The following is a 16,349-nucleotide window of genomic DNA, read 5'->3' as shown; positions in this document are numbered from 1 at the left end:
TATCCCTTTATTCCTCAGAGCGCCTTCGAGAGCGCTTCGATATCGTCCATCGTCACGATGCTGGTGGGCGTCGCGTCCGGCGCAATCCGCTTCACCATCGGGCCGAGCACCTTGCCGCCGAACTCGATGAACTCGGCGACGCCCGCCGCAGCCATCGCCTCGACGCTCTCGCGCCAGCGCACCGTGCCCGTCACCTGCTCGACCAGCAGCGTGCGGATCGTCGCCGCGTCGGCAACCGGAGCGGCGGTCACGTTCGCATAGACCGGCACCAGCGGCGCGCGAAGATCGGCGCCGGCAAGCGCCTTCTCCATCGCGCGGGCGGCCGGCTCCATCAGCGAGCAATGAAAGGGCGCGGACACCGGAAGCAGCATCGCGCGCTTACCGCCACGCACCTTGGCCAATTCCACGGCGCGCTCGACAGCCGCCTTGGAACCCGAGACCACCACCTGTCCCGGTGCATTATCGTTGGCCGCTTCGCAGACTTCACCTTCGGCGGCGTCGGCCGCGATCTGGCGTGCTGCTTCGAAGTCGAGGCCGAGCAGCGCCGCCATGGCGCCCTCACCTACCGGCACCGCCGCCTGCATCGCCTGCCCGCGGATGCGGAGCAGCCTGGCCGTCTCGGCGAGGCCCAGCGCGCCAGCAGCGCACAGAGCGGTATATTCGCCAAGGCTGTGCCCGGCGACGAACTCGGCCTTGTCGGCGAGGCGGATGCCGCCCTCGCGCTCCAGCACGCGCAGCGTCGCGATCGCATTGGCCATGATCGCCGGCTGGGCATTTTCGGTGAGCATCAGCTCCTCGGCCGGCCCTTCCGCCATCAGGCGCGAGAGATGCTGGCCGAGCGCCTCGTCCACTTCCTGGAACACCTCGCGCGCGACGGCACTGGCGGCGGAGAGCGCCTGCCCCATGCCGACGGTCTGGCTGCCCTGGCCCGGAAAGATGAAGGCTCGCATGATCCACTCCCATTGTCAGGCCGGTCGCGATAGAAACCCCCGGAGCCGAGCGCAACCCGTATGGATTCATCCGCAGGCGGGCTCCTTACGCGTTGGTAACGTCCTGCCGGCATAGTAGCGTCATCATGACAGCTCGCCTCGTCTCCATCCAATGGCTGCGCGCAATCGCAGCGCTGATGGTGGTCGCACATCATGCGGTTTTCCTTGCCAACGATCTGCGCGCGCCGGACGCGGCGCCTATCGCCGGTTCCGTCCCGTCACTTCCGAGCTTTGGCGCCGCCGGTGTCGATCTGTTCTTCGTCATAAGCGGTTTCGTGATGGCACACAGCATCGCAGACGGCCGGTCGGCCGGGGCGGTCACCTTCCTGCTCCGCCGCGCAGTGCGCATCCTGCCCTTCTTCTGGCTGGCGAGCGCCGCGTTCATGCTGGAGAAGCTGCCCTCCGAGGCGCCTTACTCTCTGGCCCAGATCCTCAACAGCATCACCCTGTTTCCGATTTTCGATCCGACCGATTACGCAGCCCCACCGCTCTACCTCGGCTGGACGCTCAGTTTCGAATGGATCTTTTATATGCTGGTCGCAGCCGTGATCGCGACAGGCCTGAAATCACGCGCGACGATCCTCCTCGGCCTGACCGCCACACTCGCCATCGCCGGCTTGTTCACCGGACACGACCACGCCTGGAGCAACGTCCTCTTCAATCCGATCATCGGCGAGTTCACCCTGGGCATTCTCAGCTGGGTTGTCTGGCGGAAAGGTATCTCCCAAGGCTTGGCCGCCGGCCTGACGGTCGTGGCGGTCCTGCTTTTCGCCTCCGGCCTCGTGATCGACATCGGCCAGGGCTTCCAGGCCACCCTCGCCGCCGTCATTCATGGAGAATCGAGTCTGCGTCGGCTACTCGACTGGGGTCTCCCTTCGGCCCTGCTTGTCATAGGGGTCGTGACCACACCTGCGCAGGAAAGCCGCAGGACGCGCTGGTTCACGGTATTGGGCGGCGCATCCTATATGCTCTATCTGGTCCACCTGATCGTGCTGAAGGCCGTGATCCACGCAAAGCACATCCTGCCGCTCGGAAATCCGTTGATCTCCGCTGCGATGATGGTGCTGGTTTCAACCGGCCTCGCGCTGCTGCTGCATCGTTTCGTCGAGAAGCCGCTGCTGCGCAGGATGCAGGCGGGCGTGGATTGGATAACGGCTCGCCTCTCCCGTCCACACCGCGTCTCCGTGCAGACTATGGTGCGGGAAGTCACCTGAACCCTTGCCTTCGGGCAGGATTTGCGCCATAGCGCCGCGCACTCGGGGTGACAGGCCTGTCCTGCCGCCCCTTGAGCATTTGAAAGACAGCCGGAGGGGCGGCCGCCATGGGGGTGGGCGTCAGCGATCGGCCAACATGGAAGGACGGCCACATGGCTCTGTACGAGCATGTGTTTCTCGCGCGTCAGGACCTCGCCCAGGCGCAGGTCGACGCGCTGGCGGAAAACGCCACCAAGATCATCGAAGAGCTGGGCGGCAAGATCGTCAAGACCGAGACCTGGGGTCTGCGTGGTCTCGCCTATCGCATCGCGAAGAACCGCAAGGCGCACTATGTGATGCTCGAAGTCGACGGTCCGTCGGCGGCGATCGTCGAGTTGGAGCGCCAGATCGCGATCAACGAGGACATCATCCGCTACATGACCGTCCGCGTGGACGAGCATGAGGCCGGCCCGTCGGCGATGATGCGCCGCAACGAGCGCGACCGTGGCGGCCGCGGTGAGCGTGGCGAGCGCGGTGAGCGTGGCCCCCGCCGTGAGCGTGACGATCGTCCCCGCGACGACCGCGACGCCGCCTGAGCCCCTTCGAGTTAGGATAAGACAGAAATGGCCCGCCCATTCTTCCGCCGCCGCAAGAGCTGCCCCTTCTCCGCGAAGGATGCTCCCCGGATCGATTACAAGGACGTCCGTCTGCTCCAGGGCTTCGTGTCCGAGCGTGGCAAGATCGTCCCGAGCCGCATCACCGCGGTTTCCGCCAAGAAGCAGCGTGAGCTGGCCCGCGAGATCAAGCGCGCGCGTCACCTCGGCCTTCTGCCCTACGTCGTGAAGTAAGGAGACGCCCCCATGGAAGTGATTCTGCTGGAGCGCGTCGAAAAGCTCGGCGCCATCGGCGACATCGTCACCGTGAAGAACGGCTATGCCCGTAACTTCCTGCTGCCGAACAAGAAGGCGCTGCGCGCCAACGAAGCCAACAAGAAGGTCTTCGAAGCGAACCGCGCCCACCTCGAGGCCGAGAACGCCAAGAAGCGCGAGATCGCCGTCACCGAGTCGAAGGACATCGACGGCAAGACCGTGACGCTCATCCGTCAGGCGTCGAACACCGGCCAGCTTTATGGTTCGGTTTCGGCCCGCGACCTCGCCGAACTGCTGCACGCCGACGGCGCGCACGTCACCAAGGCGCAGATCGTCCTCGACAAGCCGATCAAGGCGATCGGCCTGCACGAAGTGCGCGTGACGCTGCACCCGGAAGTGTCGGTGACCGTCAAGGTGAACGTCGCCCGTTCGCCGGAAGAGGCCGACCTCCAGGCGCAGGGCGTCAACGTCATGGCCGAGATGTTCGAGCGTGACGAAGCCGGCTTCACCGAGGATTACGATCCCAACGCCGAGCCGGGCGCCACCGCCGAAGTTCCGGCGCAGGAAGAGGGCGAGCAGGCCGAGGCCTGATCGCTTCTTTCAAGCTGATAAAGAAAGGGCCGTCCGCAAGCGATTGCGGGCGGCCTTTTCTTTTGTCCGTGGTCCGGGGAAGCGGCGGCCCTCCCGCAGGAAGGCCGCGCCGGGCTCAGTAGCCCATCAGGCTCAACACTTCCTTGCGGCTGCGATCGTCGTCACGGAACACGCCCATCATGCGGCTGGTCGTCATCGCCACGCCGGGCGTGCGGACGCCGCGTGCGCTCATGCAGGCATGGCTGGCCTCGATCACCACCGCGACACCATGCGGCTGGAGATGCTCCCAGATGCAGTCCGCCACCTCGGCGGTCAGGCGCTCCTGCACCTGAAGGCGCCGTGCGAAGCCCTGAAGCACGCGGGCCAGCTTGGAGATGCCGACCACCCGGTCGCGCGGCAGATAGGCGATCGCCGCCTTGCCAATGATCGGGGCCATGTGGTGCTCGCAATGCGACTGGAAGGGGATGTCCTTCAGCAGCACCACTTCGTCATAACCGCCCACTTCCCTGAAGGTGCGGCTGAGATGCTGGGCCGGGTCCTCAAGATAGCCGGCGCAATATTCCTTCCACGCCCGCGCCACGCGCTTGGGCGTATCGAGCAGGCCTTCCCGCTCGGGATCGTCCCCCGCCCAGCGGATGAGCGTGCGGATGGCTTCTTCGACATCCTGGGGAACGGGCAGCTTGGCCGGCTCGGCGACCAGATCGCCGTCTTCAGGTTCCTGATTCATGCCCCTCTGTTGGGGATGCCAGCCGATCGTTTCAAGCACGAAAAAGGCGGCAGCCCGACTGGGCCGCCGCCTTCCATACGCAAAGCTACGGTATACTTAGCCGAAGAGCTTGGCCGCCGTCTCCGCCACCAGCTTGCCCTGGTGACGGGCGCCGTCGAGTTCGTTGGCGCTCGGCTGACGCGAGCCGTCGCCGGCCGCGATGGTGGTCGCGCCATAGGGCGAGCCGCCGGTGACTTCGTCGAGCTTGAGCTGGCCCTGGAAGCTGTAGGGCAGGCCGACGATGGTCAGGCCGAGGTGCAGCAGGTTGGTGATGACGGAGAAGAGCGTCGTCTCCTGGCCGCCATGCTGGCTGGCGGTCGAGGCGAAGGCGGCGCCGACCTTGCCATTCAGCGCGCCGCGCATCCACAGCCCGCCGGTCTGGTCGAGGAAGGCCGCCATCTGCGAGGGCATACGGCCATAGCGCGTGCCAACGCCGATGATGATCGCATCATAATTCTCCAGCTCGGCGACGGTGGCGATCTCCGCCTTCTGGTCGAGCTTGAAATAGGAGGCCTTGGCGACCTCTTCCGGCACTGTCTCGGGAACGCGACGGATCGTCACCTCGGCGCCGGCGCCGCGGGCGCCCTCCGCCACGGCTTCCGCCATCTGCTCGATATGACCATAAGCCGAATGATAAAGAACCAGCACCTTCGCCATGACCCGTGCTCCTTATTTGTCGCCCACCCTGATTGGCGGCGGAAACTTGCGGGACGATCTAGCGGACCGGATGATTTCTAAGAAGATGGATAAGTCAGAACCAAATGTTCGGATTTTTCGAAATGATGCCTGTCTTCGTATGAACCGGCCCCCTGCCCATCGTCGCCGGAAACGGCATATCGCATGTCGATCATCCTTTTGTGGACAGCCCGTTCAGCGAGACCGAGATCGGCTATATCGGCCTCTGGAATCGGGCGCGGATCGGTGGACAAAAGGCAGGGCATGACGAACACGGCATCCAAAGGCATGTTGATCCTGGCGCTGTCACTGATCGCGTCCCTGCCCCTCGCCTCCTGCCGGCGCGCGGAGAAGCCGCCCCCCCAGGCCGCCGAGGCGCAATCTGCCGGAACGCCGGACGGCGAGGCCCGCGCACAGGAAGCCGGCACGCCGCTGCTGGGAAAACCGGCCCCCACGCTCGTTCTGAAAACGATCGACGGGCAGACGATCGATCTCTCCCGCTTTTACGGCAAGCGGCCGGTCTATCTGAAGTTCTGGGCGACATGGTGCATCCCCTGCCGTCAGCAGATGCCCAAGTTCGAGCATATCTTCGAGACGCAGGGCGACAGGATCGAGGTCATCGCCGTCAATACGGGTTTCGGCGACGACGAGGCCCATGTCAGGGCTTTCCGCAAGGCCTACGGGCTGAAGATGCCGATCGTGATCGATGACGGTCGCCTCGCCGCGGCGCTCAATCTGCGCGTCACGCCGCAGCATGTCGTCATCGGCCGCGACGGGCGCATCGCCTATATGGGCAATCTTGACGGCGATGCCCTCGATACTGCCCTGCGACGTGCCCAGGAAAGCTCCACAAGCCCCGTGGTCGAGACACAGACGGCGCAGATGGCGCCGGTTCTTCAAACGGGCGACGGGGTGGGAAGCCTCTCCGCGACGGGCACCACCGGCGCGGCAGTCCCGCTTGTCAGCCCCCGCCATCGTCCGCGCGCGCTTCTCTTCTTCTCGAGCTGGTGCGAATCCTATCTCGCGACGAGCCGCCCCGAGGTGGCGAAGGCATGCCGGAGCGCGCGCGAAACCGCCGATCGCCTGTCCGCGAACGACGCGGTCGAGTGGCTCGGCATCGCCGGCGGCCCCTGGTCGACGAAGCTGCGGGATTTGGTGGATTACCAGACGGAGACGCATCCGAAGATTCCACTGGCGCTCGATCCAAGCGGTTCGCTCTTCCGCTCCTTCGGCGTGCGTCAAATCCCGACCGTGATCCTGATCGATGCGGAAGGACACGTCCGCGGAACCGTGCCGCCGGGTGGCGATATCGAGAAGGCGGTTGCCAGCCTCGAATAGAGACGACTGCTAGAGACAGCCTCGTGAGGCCCGATCCCGGCGGTTCGCCCGAAGAAGCTCGGCCACCTCGTCGCGCGGCATGGCCGGCCCGAACCAGAAACCCTGCCCGAACGTGCAGCCTTGCTGCCGCAGATGATCCGCCTGCTGCCGCGTCTCGATGCCCTCCGCCACCACGTCCATGCTCAAGTCGCGCGCGAGCCCGATCACGGCTTTCACGATGGCGGCGTTGCCCGGCCGCGCGGCGACGTCCGACACGAAACTCCGGTCGATCTTGATGACGTCGACGGGAAAGGATTGCAGATGCGTCAGCGACGCAAATCCGGTCCCGAAATCGTCGAGCGCAATGCGGACGCCCTCGCGATGGAAGGCCTGCAAGGTTCTGGCGACCGCGCTCGCATCATGGCCGAGGAAGACCGATTCCGTGATCTCCAGTTCCAGAAGCGATGTCGGGATGCGATCCTGATGCAGCCTGCTCATGATGCGGTCGAAAAGGTCATCGCGTCGGAATTCCGCAGGGGAGAGGTTGAACGCCACGCTCCCGACATCGAGCCCCTCCGCCCGCCAGCGGGCGATATCGCGGCAGACCTGATCCAGCATCCGCTCGCCAATGGCGGTCGCGAGGTTCAGATCCTCGAACGCCGCGGCGATCGAGCCCGGAGGCTCGATATCGCCGCCCGTCTCCGTCCATCGCAGCAGCGCCTCGAAGCCGACGACCCTCTCGTCGAGCAAGCACACCTTGGGTTGATAGAAAGGCATGATGCGATCGTCGCGAAGAGCGGCCCGCGCGAGCCGCAGCATGGAGGTGCGCCGGTCCAGGATCGTCCGCATCGCGGGATCGAAGATGGAAAGCGAGCCGCGGCAATCGGCTTTGCCGGCATAGAGCGCGATATCCGCGCACTTCAGAAGGTTCGCGGCGTTGTCGGCATCCCTCGGCAGGATGGAGCAGCCGGCCGTGGACTGACAGTCGACGGCCCCTCCATCATATTCGAAAGGCTGATGCAGGCGTTGCAGGATATCGCGTGCCACGGCCAGCATCTGCGCCTCGTCGCGATGTTCGAGGAAGATCGCGAATTCATCGCCGCCCAGGCGGCCGATCCCGCCTGCTTCGCCGGAAAAGGCCTTCAGACGCTCGGCAAAGATGGTGAGCAGGCGATCTCCTGCATCATGGCCGATCGTGTCGTTCGTCTGCTTCAGATTGTCGACGTCGAAAAGGATGAGCGCGATCTGGGTATCCGCCTCCCTGGCGCGGGCAATGGCGCCTTCGAGTTTCTCCGAGAAGTGGCTGCGATTGGGGACGCCGGTCAGCGCGTCATGTGTCGCTGCCCAGCGGATACGCTGTTCGGCGGTATGCTCCTCGGTGATGTCGCGGATCGTAACGAGAACCCGCTCGAGGCGACCGGTCGCGGCCTGCACGCTCCAGCCGCTCGTCTGCATGTATCGTTTCTCGCCCGTATCGGCGCGATGCATCGTAATGGTCACATCGAAGCGCGGATCGGTTTCGCCGCTCTGCACGCGTTGCGCGAGGTTCCGCAGCTTGGGCCGGTCTTCCGGCACGATGAGGGCAAGCGCGGTGGCGAGATCGGGCTTTGCCGACCGGGGCAGGCCAAGCATGATCTTCAACTCGTCCGACCATTCGCGGCGCCCGGTCAGCCGGTCATAATCCCAGATGCCAAGGCCGGCGGCTTCCGCCGCGAGCCTGAAGCGCTCCTCGCTCTCCCGCAGGCCCCGTTCGGCCAGCACCCGATCGTTGACATCTTCCAGCGTCCCGTACCAGCGAACGATCTGGCCCTGCTCGTCCCGCCGCGCGGCCGCGCGGGCGCGAAACCAGCGATAACCTGCGTCCGGCGTCCACAGCCGGTACTCGACGTCCACCGGCGTGCCCATCCGGAGAGCATGTGTCCAAGCCTCGAGCGTGGGCTCGATATCGTCGTCGTGCAACGCCTTCTGCCAGCCCGAACCCAACGCCTCCAAGGGCTTCATGCCGGTTATCACGGCCCAGCGCGGGCTGACTTCCTCGATCTGGCCGCTCGGGCTTGCCGTCCACGCGATCTGCGGAGCGAGTTCGACGGTGTTGCGATAATGCTCTTCGCTTTCGCGCAGCTCTTCTTCCGCCTCACGCCTCTTCGTCACGTCGAGGGCGACCGTGACGGTGGACGTTGGCCGGCCCGCAGCATCGCAGACGAAGGAGACGTTGACGATGCACCAGCTCACCGATCCGTCAGGCCGCTGATAGCGCTTCTCGATCTGGAAGGGCTCTCCCTTCGCGAACTGCCGCTCGTGCAGCGCAAGGCTGCGGGCGGCGTCGTCCGGATGGGTGAAGATGTGCATGGGCAATCCGGCGAGTTCGTCCGGGGTTCGGCCGACAAGCCGGCAATAATGATCGTTGACCGCCAGCACGTTGAGCGCGAGATCGCGGTGCAGGATGCCGACCTCGGCACGGCTGAGGACCTCGTTCAGATCGAGGATGCCGGCGCCGCAATCGCCGGCTTCCATATCGGCGCCGCCACGCGATGCAGGCATGAGCGGAAGGCTCAGTTCAGCGGCGAGGTCGGTAACGCCCCTCGGTCGCGTCGCCATGGGCCCGGCGGGCACGAACCAGCGCGATCCGCGTGCTTCAGAGGCCCGGTCATGCTTTCCGTGACTCATAGTCTCGCGCCTCGCGACTACTGAAGACGCTTTCCCTCCGTCCTCAACGCGGCCGCGACTGACTTCCTTCCCAGTTCCCTGCGCGGCACATTCTCCCGTAGTCGGGAAACGCTTAACCAGAAGTAAGCGCCCGATCATCTTATTGAATAAGCAGAAATTTTCACCTCATAGGTTCGTCCATGGCTTTCTTTCCGGGAAATCCCGTATCATAGCCCCGGAGAAGGCGCGTCCTCCCTCCCGATGAAGCGCGCGGGCGCGACGAACGAACGTGGCGGCCGCCTGATCCGGCCGCCACGCATCATGTTTACAGGGCGACCTTCAGGACCAGCCTGACGTTGCGGCCCGGAAGCAGAACCTCGTCCTTGTTGAGCGCGGCGGCATTCCGCTGCGTGTCGTTGGTCAGGTTGCGGCCGACAAGCGCCAGCTCCACGCCCCGATGCTCCCGGAAGGGGCGGAACGCGACCTGCGCGTTCAGCTCATTATAGCCCGACGTCGGGGTATCGAAGGCGCCGAACCTGTTCTGTCGGCCGACATGGATGAGCATGAAGCCCGCATCCAGAGGATCGCTCTGCCACGACAGGCCGCCCCCGGCGCGATAGGGCGGGATGCGCGGCACGTTGCCGCCATCGTCGAGCGTCGCGCGCGTGTAGTCGCCCAGCGCCTTCACATCGAGCGTGGCGCCCGAACCGGTCTTGAGAAGCTGATAGGAGGCCTGCGCTTCCGCTCCCCGGAAATGAGCGTCCTGCTGGCGGTAGTTGAGTTCCCGCAGCTCTTCGCCGCCCCCTTCGACACACTCGCCATCATCGTCGCAGGTGCGCCCGGTCAGGTCGCCGTAGATATAATTGTGGAACCAGGTGCTGTAGAGGCTGCCCTCGAAGCGGAAGCCGCCCTCGTTGATGCGCAACGTCGCCTCCAGCGAATTGGCCCGCTCGATCCTCAGATTGGGGTCGCCCGTTTCGAACGTATCGGGGCCATCATGCCCGCCGCGTGCGAACAGCTCGGTCTGGGCAGGCGCGCGGCCGGTGCTCGAAAAGGTGAGGCCCAGCTTCACGACCTTGCCGACATCCAGCAACGCCCCGATGGCGCCGCTGACCGGCGTATAATCCGTCTTGGTGCGGATATCCGACGCAGGCGTGCCCTTGACGCTCACATGCTCGACACGGCCGCTCGCCTGCACCCGCAGCGTCGAGGTGACGGGCGTTTCGGTGAAGATATAGCCCGCCTCGCTCTCGGTCACGGTGGGGAAGAGATAGCTGCTGTCTTCGCCGATCGCGGAGAAGTTGCGGTGCTGGACCTCCACGCCCAGCGCCGAATTGCGGATGAAGCCGATCGGCCCCATCAGCAGCTCCGCATGGCCGTCATATTCCTTGTTGCGGAAGGTCGTGTCGACGGTGCCGTCGGGCTCCACCTCGCTGTGATGATATTTCGCATAGCTGCCGTCGACGTTCAGGGTGCGGAACAGGCCCGTCCCGAGGTCGAACGAATTGCGGGTCAGCACCTTCATCTGATGCATGTCGATGTGGGTGGTGTCGCTGGGGATGCCGTATTGCGCGTCATATTGCATGATCGCCGCGCCGACATGGCTGCCCTTGCCGGGGCCGAAGAAATAGGAACCGCCGGCGGTTTCGCCATAGCCATGAAACCAGCTGTTCTGCTGCGTACCATCCGGCGTGTCATAGTCTCCGGCATGGCGGTAGAAGCCGTCGACATGGACGGCGATCGCATCGCCCACCTTGCCGTCGGCGAGGAGCGAGCCCTGCCCCGTGTCGGAGACGCTGTCGTAGCTCCCCGTCATCTCGGCGGAGATCGGCTTGTCGGGTAGGCTCGTCGGCACGCGATTGTTCAGCACGTTGACGACACCGCCGATGGCCTGACTGCCGTAGCGCAACGTGCCGGCGCCGCGCACCACCTCGATGCTCTGGGCCGAAAGCGGATCGATCGGGATGCCATGATCGGGGCCGATGTCCGATACGTCGGAGCTGCTGGTGCCATCTTCGAGGATGCGCACGCGGGTCGCATCCATGCCGCGAATGATCGGGCGGCTCGCCCCCGACGCGAAGCTGGTCGCCGAAATGCCGGGAACGTCGGCCAGCGAATCCGCAATGCTCGCGCCGCCATTGGCCAGAATCTGGGCGCGATCGATCTTGGCGACGATCGAGGGGGTTTCATCCTGTGCCGACGTGATCGGCGACGCTGTCACGATGATCTGGCGCGGATCGGCACTGTCGGCCGCGATATCCTCGGCCTGCACGACAGCGGGCATCAGCGCGACAGACGCCGCACCGAACAGAAAAACGGATCGCATTTCAAATAACTCCATGACCTTGGCAGCGGGCGTGCGGGCGCAACCCCGAAAGCGGGGCAGCGGCGCGAGGGCCGCCTCTTCTTCTCGTTGTCAGTCGTGGAGCGGGATGGGCGGAGCACGGCTGCGCCACCCGAAACCGTAAAGCCGGCAGATGATCCGCCTGAGCGACGAAACGCCGGATGGCGGGAAGGCCCTTGCCACAGGAGCGAGCTGAAACGTGGCTGGACCGAGATAATGCCCGGCCTGCGCGCTTTCCCTGCAAATGGGACAATCAGCAGGCGCGGGCGCCGGCAACCTGCTTGTGGAAATGCGCGGCCCCTGCCGGGCGGCCGGGCTGCTCATATCCCGGCGGTGGACATGGGACTGGGTAGCGATGCTCTGACCCAGCAGAGCCAGCAAAAGCGCGCACAGGAACGTGAACCGGCACCGTGTGCCGGACCCAGTTTTCCTGCTCCGCGCCTGTTGCCCCTTCATTCCCGCCCACTTGCTTGCCCGCCTGGATGGAGGGTCACCGTGTCGATCAATGTTATGATGTAACATATGATTCGACCACCCCTCATCGAAGGGCGCGCGAAACCTCGTCACGAAGTGGTTGGAGATGCTTGGCAGGCAGCCGGCGAGCTGGATTTTCGCAATCCGCCCCATGGCGAAATCTTGGTGGCCCCAGAGGGATTCGAACCCCCGACCTGCGGTTTAGGAAACCGTCGCTCTATCCTGCTGAGCTATGGAGCCACGGCGCGGAGGGTTAGATGCGGGAGGGCTCCGGGTCAATTGTCCCGCACGGGATCGCGTACCGGAAATGGCAGCGGTGCGACCGGCACGCCTTCCTCCACCAGCATCCGTGCCTCGGCTGGCGTGGCGCGGCCGTGGATCAGCCGCTCCTCCGCATCGCCGAGATGGATCGCCCGTGCTTCCTCCGCGAATCGACCGCCGACATCTTCGGAACCGGACAGCAGCTTCGCCTGCGCCGCCATCAGCGCCCGCATCATCGCCTTAGGATCGGCCGGTGGCTTCGCTTCGCCCGTAGAGATGCGGGGCGCCATCGGGGCCTTGGAGACATCTCCGTCACCGCATACCGGGCAGGACACGAGCCCGCGCTCGCGCTGGCCGTCATAATCGTCCTGGCTGCCGAACCACGCCTCGAACACATGGCCGCCGCCGCAGTTGAGATCGAACACGATCATCCGACACGCTCCACGGCCGGGATCGGACGCCGGTGGCGCAACGCCGGAATGCGCGCCCGCACATCCTCAAGCCGTATCAGATCGATCTCGGCGAAGCCGACGCCGGGCTCCTCGCCCATATCGAGCAACACCTCGCCCCACGGATCGACGACCAGCGAATGACCGTAGGTGGAGCGGCCGTCCTCATGCGTCCCCGCCTGTGCGGCGGCAACCACGAAGCACCCCGCCTCGATCGCGCGGGCGCGGAGCAGGATGTGCCAATGCGCCCGCCCGGTCGGCACCGTGAAGGCCGCGGGGACCGATAATATCTCGGCGCCCGCATCGCTCAGCGCGCGATAGAGGTCCGGGAAACGCATGTCGTAACAGATGCTGAGCCCCAGCTGCCCGACCGGCGTCTCGGCCACCACCGCGCCCGAGCCCGGCGCATAGGCGGCGGATTCGCGCCAGCTTTCGCCGGTCGGCAGGTCCACGTCGAAGAGATGGAGCTTGTCGTAGCGGGCACGGATCACGCCCATCGGGTCGATCAGGAACCCGCGATTGACGTAGCGCCTCTCCTCACCCCCCGGCCGCAAGGCCAGCGAGCCGAGCTGCACCCACAATCCGAGCCTCAGGGCAGCCTCACACGCGGCGGCGAGCACGACATCCGACGCCTCCCCGGCGATCGACGAAGCCGCGCGCTGGCGATCGCGGTCGAGCAGCCCCGTCATCTCGGGCGTGAAGGCGATCGCAGCACCACCCGCGGCCGCCTCCTCCAGCCCCGCGACCAGCGCGCGGGCATTGGCGGCGGGATCGATCCCGCTCCGCATCTGGAGGACGGCGACACGCATGGTTCGGATCAGGCTGCGAGAAGCTCGTCGAGCGCACCGCGCGCTTCCAGCGCCGCGAGATCGTCCGAACCGCCGATATGGCGGCCATTGATGAAGATCGACGGCACCGTGGTGTGATGCGGCGCGCGCTCCAGCATTTCCTTGCGCTTCGGGCCGCCCATGGTGATGTCGATATCCTCGAATGCCGCGCCCTTGGCCTGGAGCAGCTGGCGCGCGCGCGTGCAGTAGGGGCAACCCATCTTCGTATAGACTTCGATCTTCGCCATAAGAATGGACCTTTCCAGTTTGACCGCGGAACTGTGGATGAAGCGCCCGAATGTCAACGGGCCGCACCATCCTCGCGCAGCACCCGCGCCCAGCAGAGCAGGCGCACCTCCCCTGCCCCCGCCTCCTTCAGGGTGCGCGCGCAGGCTTCCGCCGTGGCGCCGCTCGTGAACACATCGTCCACCAGCAGAACCATCCTGCCAGCGAGGGACTGACGATAGCGCGCAGGCACGCGGAATGCGTCCCGCACCGCCTGCCGCCGCTCCCGCGTGCCCAGCCCGCGCAGGGTCGGTGTCGCACGGGTCCGCTCGATCAGGTCCGGCACGCACTCGAGCCCGGCCTCTTCCGCCACGCCTCGCGCGATCAGCAACGCCTGATTGTAGCCGCGCTTCCACAACCGCCAGCGATGGAGCGGCACCGCCGCCACATATGCGCCCGGCGGGAGATCGCCGAGCAGCCGGGTCATCTGCCCCGCCATCGTCCGCGCGACGCCGGGCCGCCGTCCATATTTCAAGCGCAGCGCGACCGTGCGCGCCACCTCTCCATAGGCCACGGCGGCGGCGGCCCGATCGAAGACCGGCGGATCACAATCGCACGCCGCACAGGTCGCATCCGGACCGATGTCGTGCGGCAGGGGGACAGCGCAGCGGATGCAGCTCGGGGAACCGAGGAACTCCAGCGACTGCCAGCACGTCACGCAAAACCGATGATCACCGTCGACGATCGCCCCGCACCCCGGACAGCGCGGCGGCAAGGCAAAGTTCAAACCCGCCGAGCGGAGCGAGCGAAGCACATGAAGCGCGACGGCGACGGCCATAGGCCTCTTGTTCCCCGACGCGCATGACGGCACAAGCCCCGCCATGAATCCGAGCCAGCCCGCGCCCGAACCCTTCGACCGCCGCCGCCGCCGCATCCGGCGGGATCGGGCCATGGCGCACTTTGAGCAGCACGGCTTTCTCACGACGCATATCGCCGACGAATTGCTCGGGCGACTGGAACTGGTGGAGCGCCGCTTCACGCGCGCGCTGGTGCTCGGCGCGGCGGACGGCCAGCTCGCAGCGGCGCTGAGGGCGCAGGGCATGTGGGTGGTCTGTGCCGATGCGAGCTTCTCGGCCGCACGGGCGATGGGCGGCGTCCAGTGCGACGAGGATCGCCTGCCCTTCGCCGATGGTGCGTTCGATCTGGTGATGTCCGCGGGCGTTCTGGACAGCGTGAACGATCTGCCCGGCGCGCTGGTGCTCGCGCGGCGCGCGCTGAAGCCGGACGGCCTGTTCATGGCGGGCTTCGCGGGAGCGGGCAGCCTCCCCCGCCTGCGGGCGGCGATGCTTCAGGCCGATCTTGCCGGTGACGTGGGCGTCGCGCCGCGTATCCATCCGCAGGTGGACGTGCGTTCGGCAGGTGATCTCCTTGCCCGTGCGGGCTTCGCTCTCCCCGTCGCCGATGGCGAGGCACTGGAGGCCCGCTATCGCAGTCTGGATGGCCTGCTGGCCGATCTCCGCTTCGGTGCGCAGGGGGCCATCCTGTCCGGCGAGCGGCCCCGGCTGGGCCGGATGCAGGCGGCGGCGGCCCATGGTGCCTTCCTCGGTCAGGCGGATGTCGATGGCCGCGTCTCCGAGACGTTCGAGATCGTCTATTTGATCGGCTGGGCGCCCGACGAATCGCAGCCCCGCCCGGCACGCCGCGGCAGCGCCGTCGCCTCCCTCGCCGCGGCCCTCAAGAGCAAGCCCGACTAGACGAGCGCCTCCAGCAGGCCGATCAGCGGCTTGTCCGGCTCCGGCATCGGCAAGGCATGAAGCTCTACCGGACGCATCCAGCGCAGGTCCGCCGCCTCGATCGGCTGCGGAGTGCCCTTCCACTTGCGGCAGACATGCAGCAGCAGGAGCAGGTGACGCTCTCCCAGCGGCTCGCTGGCGAAGGCGGCGGGCGCGAGGCAGGCCGCCTCGACATCGATGCCCAGTTCCTCGTGCAATTCGCGGATCAGGGCAGCAGCCGGCGTCTCGCCGGGCTCGATCTTCCCGCCGGGGAACTCCCACAGCCCCTTGAGTGCGCCGGAGCTGCGCTGCTGGACGAGCACGCGCCCGTCGCTGTCCACCAAGGCTGCCGCAGCGACAAGCAGGATGCCGTTACCGTTCGAACTCACGTTCATCCGCGTAAATCTTCCTTAATATCCGAAGAATAGGTGAAGCTTGACCAAACACAGCGGCAGGGGACGAGCGTGCGCATAATCGGGAAGCTCACGTCTGACCAGCGCGGTGGCACAGCGATCGAATACGGCCTCATCTGCGCCCTGATCGTGCTGGCCATCATGGGCAGCGTGCAGCTCTTCGCTTCCAAGGCGGTCGGTATGCTCAACCATGTGGCCAATGAGGCCAGCAACGTCGAGTGATCCGGAGCGGAAGACGATTTCCCGCCCCCGGATTAAACATTTGGCAACTCCACCACCTTTAAAAGCGGCCCTGCAACCCCTCCAAAGGGGAAGCCGGGAAGTGTTTCGGACTGGACGGAGGAAAACCCATGCGCAAGTTCCTGAAGAACAACAAGGGCGCGACGGCGATTGAATATGGCCTGATCGCCGCCCTGATCGCCGTCGCCGCGATCGCCGCGATGAGCTCGGTCGGCAGTGGCCTGAAGAACACGTTCAACAACGTGTCGAACAACCTCGGTGGCACCGCGGCTCCTGCCACCTAATCTTCACTCGGTTG

The 16,349-nt window shown here is 65.8% G+C and carries 18 protein-coding genes, 1 tRNA gene and 1 pseudogene; 8 read left to right on the top strand and 12 right to left on the bottom strand.

Annotation, left to right across the window (positions count from 1 at the left end; all coding sequences use genetic code 11):
• Positions 1-14: 14 nt before the first annotated feature.
• A complete protein-coding gene (gene fabD, locus ST3T6A_RS0111890; RefSeq protein ID WP_019833154.1) occupies positions 15-950 on the bottom strand; it encodes an ACP S-malonyltransferase in 936 nt (311 codons plus the stop codon).
• Positions 951-1,075: 125 nt separating this feature from the next.
• On the opposite strand from fabD, the gene ST3T6A_RS0111885 reads away from it, so the two are divergent.
• The 4 genes from ST3T6A_RS0111885 to rplI all read left to right on the top strand — a co-directional run bounded on the left by ST3T6A_RS0111885 (position 1,076) and on the right by rplI (position 3,642).
• Positions 1,076-2,203 carry an acyltransferase family protein gene (locus tag ST3T6A_RS0111885; RefSeq protein WP_019833153.1) on the top strand — a complete coding sequence of 376 codons (1,128 nt, stop codon included), beginning with the start codon at positions 1,076-1,078 and terminating at the stop codon, positions 2,201-2,203.
• A 152-nt stretch (positions 2,204-2,355) separates the two neighbouring features.
• A complete protein-coding gene (rpsF, locus tag ST3T6A_RS0111880; RefSeq protein ID WP_019833152.1) occupies positions 2,356-2,778 on the top strand; it encodes a 30S ribosomal protein S6 in 423 nt (140 codons plus the stop codon).
• Between the two features lie 27 nt (positions 2,779-2,805).
• The gene (gene rpsR / locus ST3T6A_RS0111875; protein ID WP_019833151.1) at positions 2,806-3,030 is read left to right on the top strand and encodes a 30S ribosomal protein S18; all 225 of its coding nucleotides are present in this window, start codon (positions 2,806-2,808) and stop codon (positions 3,028-3,030) included.
• Between the two features lie 12 nt (positions 3,031-3,042).
• Positions 3,043-3,642 carry a 50S ribosomal protein L9 gene (gene rplI / locus ST3T6A_RS0111870; protein ID WP_019833150.1) on the top strand — a complete coding sequence of 200 codons (600 nt, stop codon included), beginning with the start codon at positions 3,043-3,045 and terminating at the stop codon, positions 3,640-3,642.
• 115 nt (positions 3,643-3,757) lie between these two features.
• On the opposite strand, the gene folE is transcribed toward rplI, so the two are convergent.
• Both folE and wrbA read right to left on the bottom strand, forming a co-directional pair.
• Positions 3,758-4,369, bottom strand: coding sequence for a GTP cyclohydrolase I FolE (folE, locus tag ST3T6A_RS0111865; protein ID WP_019833149.1), 612 nt, complete (start codon positions 4,367-4,369; stop codon positions 3,758-3,760).
• Positions 4,370-4,465: 96 nt separating this feature from the next.
• Positions 4,466-5,065 carry an NAD(P)H:quinone oxidoreductase gene (wrbA, locus tag ST3T6A_RS0111860; protein ID WP_019833148.1) on the bottom strand — a complete coding sequence of 200 codons (600 nt, stop codon included), beginning with the start codon at positions 5,063-5,065 and terminating at the stop codon, positions 4,466-4,468.
• 282 nt (positions 5,066-5,347) lie between these two features.
• Here wrbA and ST3T6A_RS0111855 point away from each other — a divergent pair, with 282 nt between their 5' ends.
• Positions 5,348-6,421 (top strand): redoxin domain-containing protein, encoded by a 1,074-nt coding sequence (locus ST3T6A_RS0111855; protein WP_019833147.1) that lies wholly within the window; start codon positions 5,348-5,350, stop codon positions 6,419-6,421.
• A 9-nt stretch (positions 6,422-6,430) separates the two neighbouring features.
• On the opposite strand, the gene ST3T6A_RS20025 is transcribed toward ST3T6A_RS0111855, so the two are convergent.
• The 8 genes and pseudogenes from ST3T6A_RS20025 to ST3T6A_RS22205 all read right to left on the bottom strand — a co-directional run.
• Positions 6,431-8,941, bottom strand: a complete 2,511-nt coding sequence (locus tag ST3T6A_RS20025) for a sensor domain-containing protein (protein ID WP_162140532.1) — start codon at positions 8,939-8,941, stop codon at positions 6,431-6,433.
• Between the two features lie 430 nt (positions 8,942-9,371).
• A complete protein-coding gene (locus ST3T6A_RS0111845) occupies positions 9,372-11,372 on the bottom strand; it encodes a TonB-dependent receptor plug domain-containing protein (RefSeq protein WP_019833145.1) in 2,001 nt (666 codons plus the stop codon).
• 655 nt (positions 11,373-12,027) lie between these two features.
• A tRNA-Arg gene (locus tag ST3T6A_RS0111840) sits at positions 12,028-12,104 on the bottom strand.
• A 35-nt stretch (positions 12,105-12,139) separates the two neighbouring features.
• Positions 12,140-12,556: a DUF1178 family protein gene (locus ST3T6A_RS0111835; protein ID WP_019833144.1), complete on the bottom strand. Its 417-nt coding sequence runs from the start codon at positions 12,554-12,556 to the stop codon at positions 12,140-12,142.
• Positions 12,553-13,383: a carbon-nitrogen hydrolase family protein gene (locus ST3T6A_RS0111830; RefSeq protein WP_019833143.1), complete on the bottom strand. Its 831-nt coding sequence runs from the start codon at positions 13,381-13,383 to the stop codon at positions 12,553-12,555. The genes ST3T6A_RS0111835 and ST3T6A_RS0111830 overlap by 4 nt, the downstream gene beginning before the upstream one ends.
• An 8-nt stretch (positions 13,384-13,391) precedes the next feature.
• Entirely contained in the window at positions 13,392-13,649 is a 258-nt protein-coding gene (gene grxC, locus ST3T6A_RS0111825; RefSeq protein ID WP_019833142.1) for a glutaredoxin 3, read from the bottom strand.
• A 53-nt stretch (positions 13,650-13,702) separates the two neighbouring features.
• A complete protein-coding gene (locus tag ST3T6A_RS0111820) occupies positions 13,703-14,200 on the bottom strand; it encodes a ComF family protein (RefSeq protein ID WP_328285303.1) in 498 nt (165 codons plus the stop codon).
• Between the two features lie 99 nt (positions 14,201-14,299).
• A pseudogene (locus tag ST3T6A_RS22205) lies at positions 14,300-14,464 on the bottom strand (double zinc ribbon domain-containing protein); the annotation flags it as partial.
• Between the two features lie 43 nt (positions 14,465-14,507).
• On the opposite strand from ST3T6A_RS22205, the gene ST3T6A_RS0111815 reads away from it, so the two are divergent.
• Complete coding sequence (locus ST3T6A_RS0111815; RefSeq protein WP_019833140.1) at positions 14,508-15,380, top strand: class I SAM-dependent methyltransferase; 873 nt, start codon at positions 14,508-14,510, stop codon at positions 15,378-15,380.
• Here ST3T6A_RS0111815 and ST3T6A_RS0111810 read toward each other — a convergent pair.
• Positions 15,377-15,793 (bottom strand): (deoxy)nucleoside triphosphate pyrophosphohydrolase, encoded by a 417-nt coding sequence (locus tag ST3T6A_RS0111810; protein ID WP_019833139.1) that lies wholly within the window; start codon positions 15,791-15,793, stop codon positions 15,377-15,379. The two genes, ST3T6A_RS0111815 and ST3T6A_RS0111810, sit on opposite strands and share 4 nt — an antisense overlap.
• Positions 15,794-15,826: 33 nt before the next feature.
• On the opposite strand from ST3T6A_RS0111810, the gene ST3T6A_RS20020 reads away from it, so the two are divergent.
• Together ST3T6A_RS20020 and ST3T6A_RS0111800 are read left to right on the top strand one after the other, a co-directional pair.
• Positions 15,827-16,033 (top strand): Flp family type IVb pilin, encoded by a 207-nt coding sequence (locus ST3T6A_RS20020; RefSeq protein ID WP_037538377.1) that lies wholly within the window; start codon positions 15,827-15,829, stop codon positions 16,031-16,033.
• Positions 16,034-16,161: 128 nt separating this feature from the next.
• Positions 16,162-16,335, top strand: coding sequence for a Flp family type IVb pilin (locus tag ST3T6A_RS0111800; RefSeq protein ID WP_019833137.1), 174 nt, complete (start codon positions 16,162-16,164; stop codon positions 16,333-16,335).
• Positions 16,336-16,349: the final 14 nt, after the last annotated feature.

The organism is Sphingomonas sp. PR090111-T3T-6A, assembly GCF_000383095.1.
GTDB lineage: Bacteria > Pseudomonadota > Alphaproteobacteria > Sphingomonadales > Sphingomonadaceae > Solisphingomonas.
The sequence above is the reverse complement of the archived record's forward strand: the minus strand, read 5'-3'. Positions and strand labels throughout refer to the sequence as shown.

What these genes read in the sequence shown, in the direction of transcription:
- fabD (WP_019833154.1), bottom strand. Translation starts at nt 950, where the DNA reads ATGCGAGCCTTCATCTTTCCGGGCCAGGGCAGCCAGACCGTCGGCATG.
- ST3T6A_RS0111885 (WP_019833153.1), top strand. Translation starts at nt 1,076, where the DNA reads ATGACAGCTCGCCTCGTCTCCATCCAATGGCTGCGCGCAATCGCAGCG.
- rpsF (WP_019833152.1), top strand. Translation starts at nt 2,356, where the DNA reads ATGGCTCTGTACGAGCATGTGTTTCTCGCGCGTCAGGACCTCGCCCAG.
- rpsR (WP_019833151.1), top strand. Translation starts at nt 2,806, where the DNA reads ATGGCCCGCCCATTCTTCCGCCGCCGCAAGAGCTGCCCCTTCTCCGCG.
- rplI (WP_019833150.1), top strand. Translation starts at nt 3,043, where the DNA reads ATGGAAGTGATTCTGCTGGAGCGCGTCGAAAAGCTCGGCGCCATCGGC.
- folE (WP_019833149.1), bottom strand. Translation starts at nt 4,369, where the DNA reads ATGAATCAGGAACCTGAAGACGGCGATCTGGTCGCCGAGCCGGCCAAG.
- wrbA (WP_019833148.1), bottom strand. Translation starts at nt 5,065, where the DNA reads ATGGCGAAGGTGCTGGTTCTTTATCATTCGGCTTATGGTCATATCGAG.
- ST3T6A_RS0111855 (WP_019833147.1), top strand. Translation starts at nt 5,348, where the DNA reads ATGACGAACACGGCATCCAAAGGCATGTTGATCCTGGCGCTGTCACTG.
- ST3T6A_RS20025 (WP_162140532.1), bottom strand. Translation starts at nt 8,941, where the DNA reads ATGCCTGCATCGCGTGGCGGCGCCGATATGGAAGCCGGCGATTGCGGC.
- ST3T6A_RS0111845 (WP_019833145.1), bottom strand. Translation starts at nt 11,372, where the DNA reads ATGCGATCCGTTTTTCTGTTCGGTGCGGCGTCTGTCGCGCTGATGCCC.
- ST3T6A_RS0111835 (WP_019833144.1), bottom strand. Translation starts at nt 12,556, where the DNA reads ATGATCGTGTTCGATCTCAACTGCGGCGGCGGCCATGTGTTCGAGGCG.
- ST3T6A_RS0111830 (WP_019833143.1), bottom strand. Translation starts at nt 13,383, where the DNA reads ATGCGTGTCGCCGTCCTCCAGATGCGGAGCGGGATCGATCCCGCCGCC.
- grxC (WP_019833142.1), bottom strand. Translation starts at nt 13,649, where the DNA reads ATGGCGAAGATCGAAGTCTATACGAAGATGGGTTGCCCCTACTGCACG.
- ST3T6A_RS0111815 (WP_019833140.1), top strand. Translation starts at nt 14,508, where the DNA reads ATGAATCCGAGCCAGCCCGCGCCCGAACCCTTCGACCGCCGCCGCCGC.
- ST3T6A_RS0111810 (WP_019833139.1), bottom strand. Translation starts at nt 15,793, where the DNA reads ATGAACGTGAGTTCGAACGGTAACGGCATCCTGCTTGTCGCTGCGGCA.
- ST3T6A_RS0111800 (WP_019833137.1), top strand. Translation starts at nt 16,162, where the DNA reads ATGCGCAAGTTCCTGAAGAACAACAAGGGCGCGACGGCGATTGAATAT.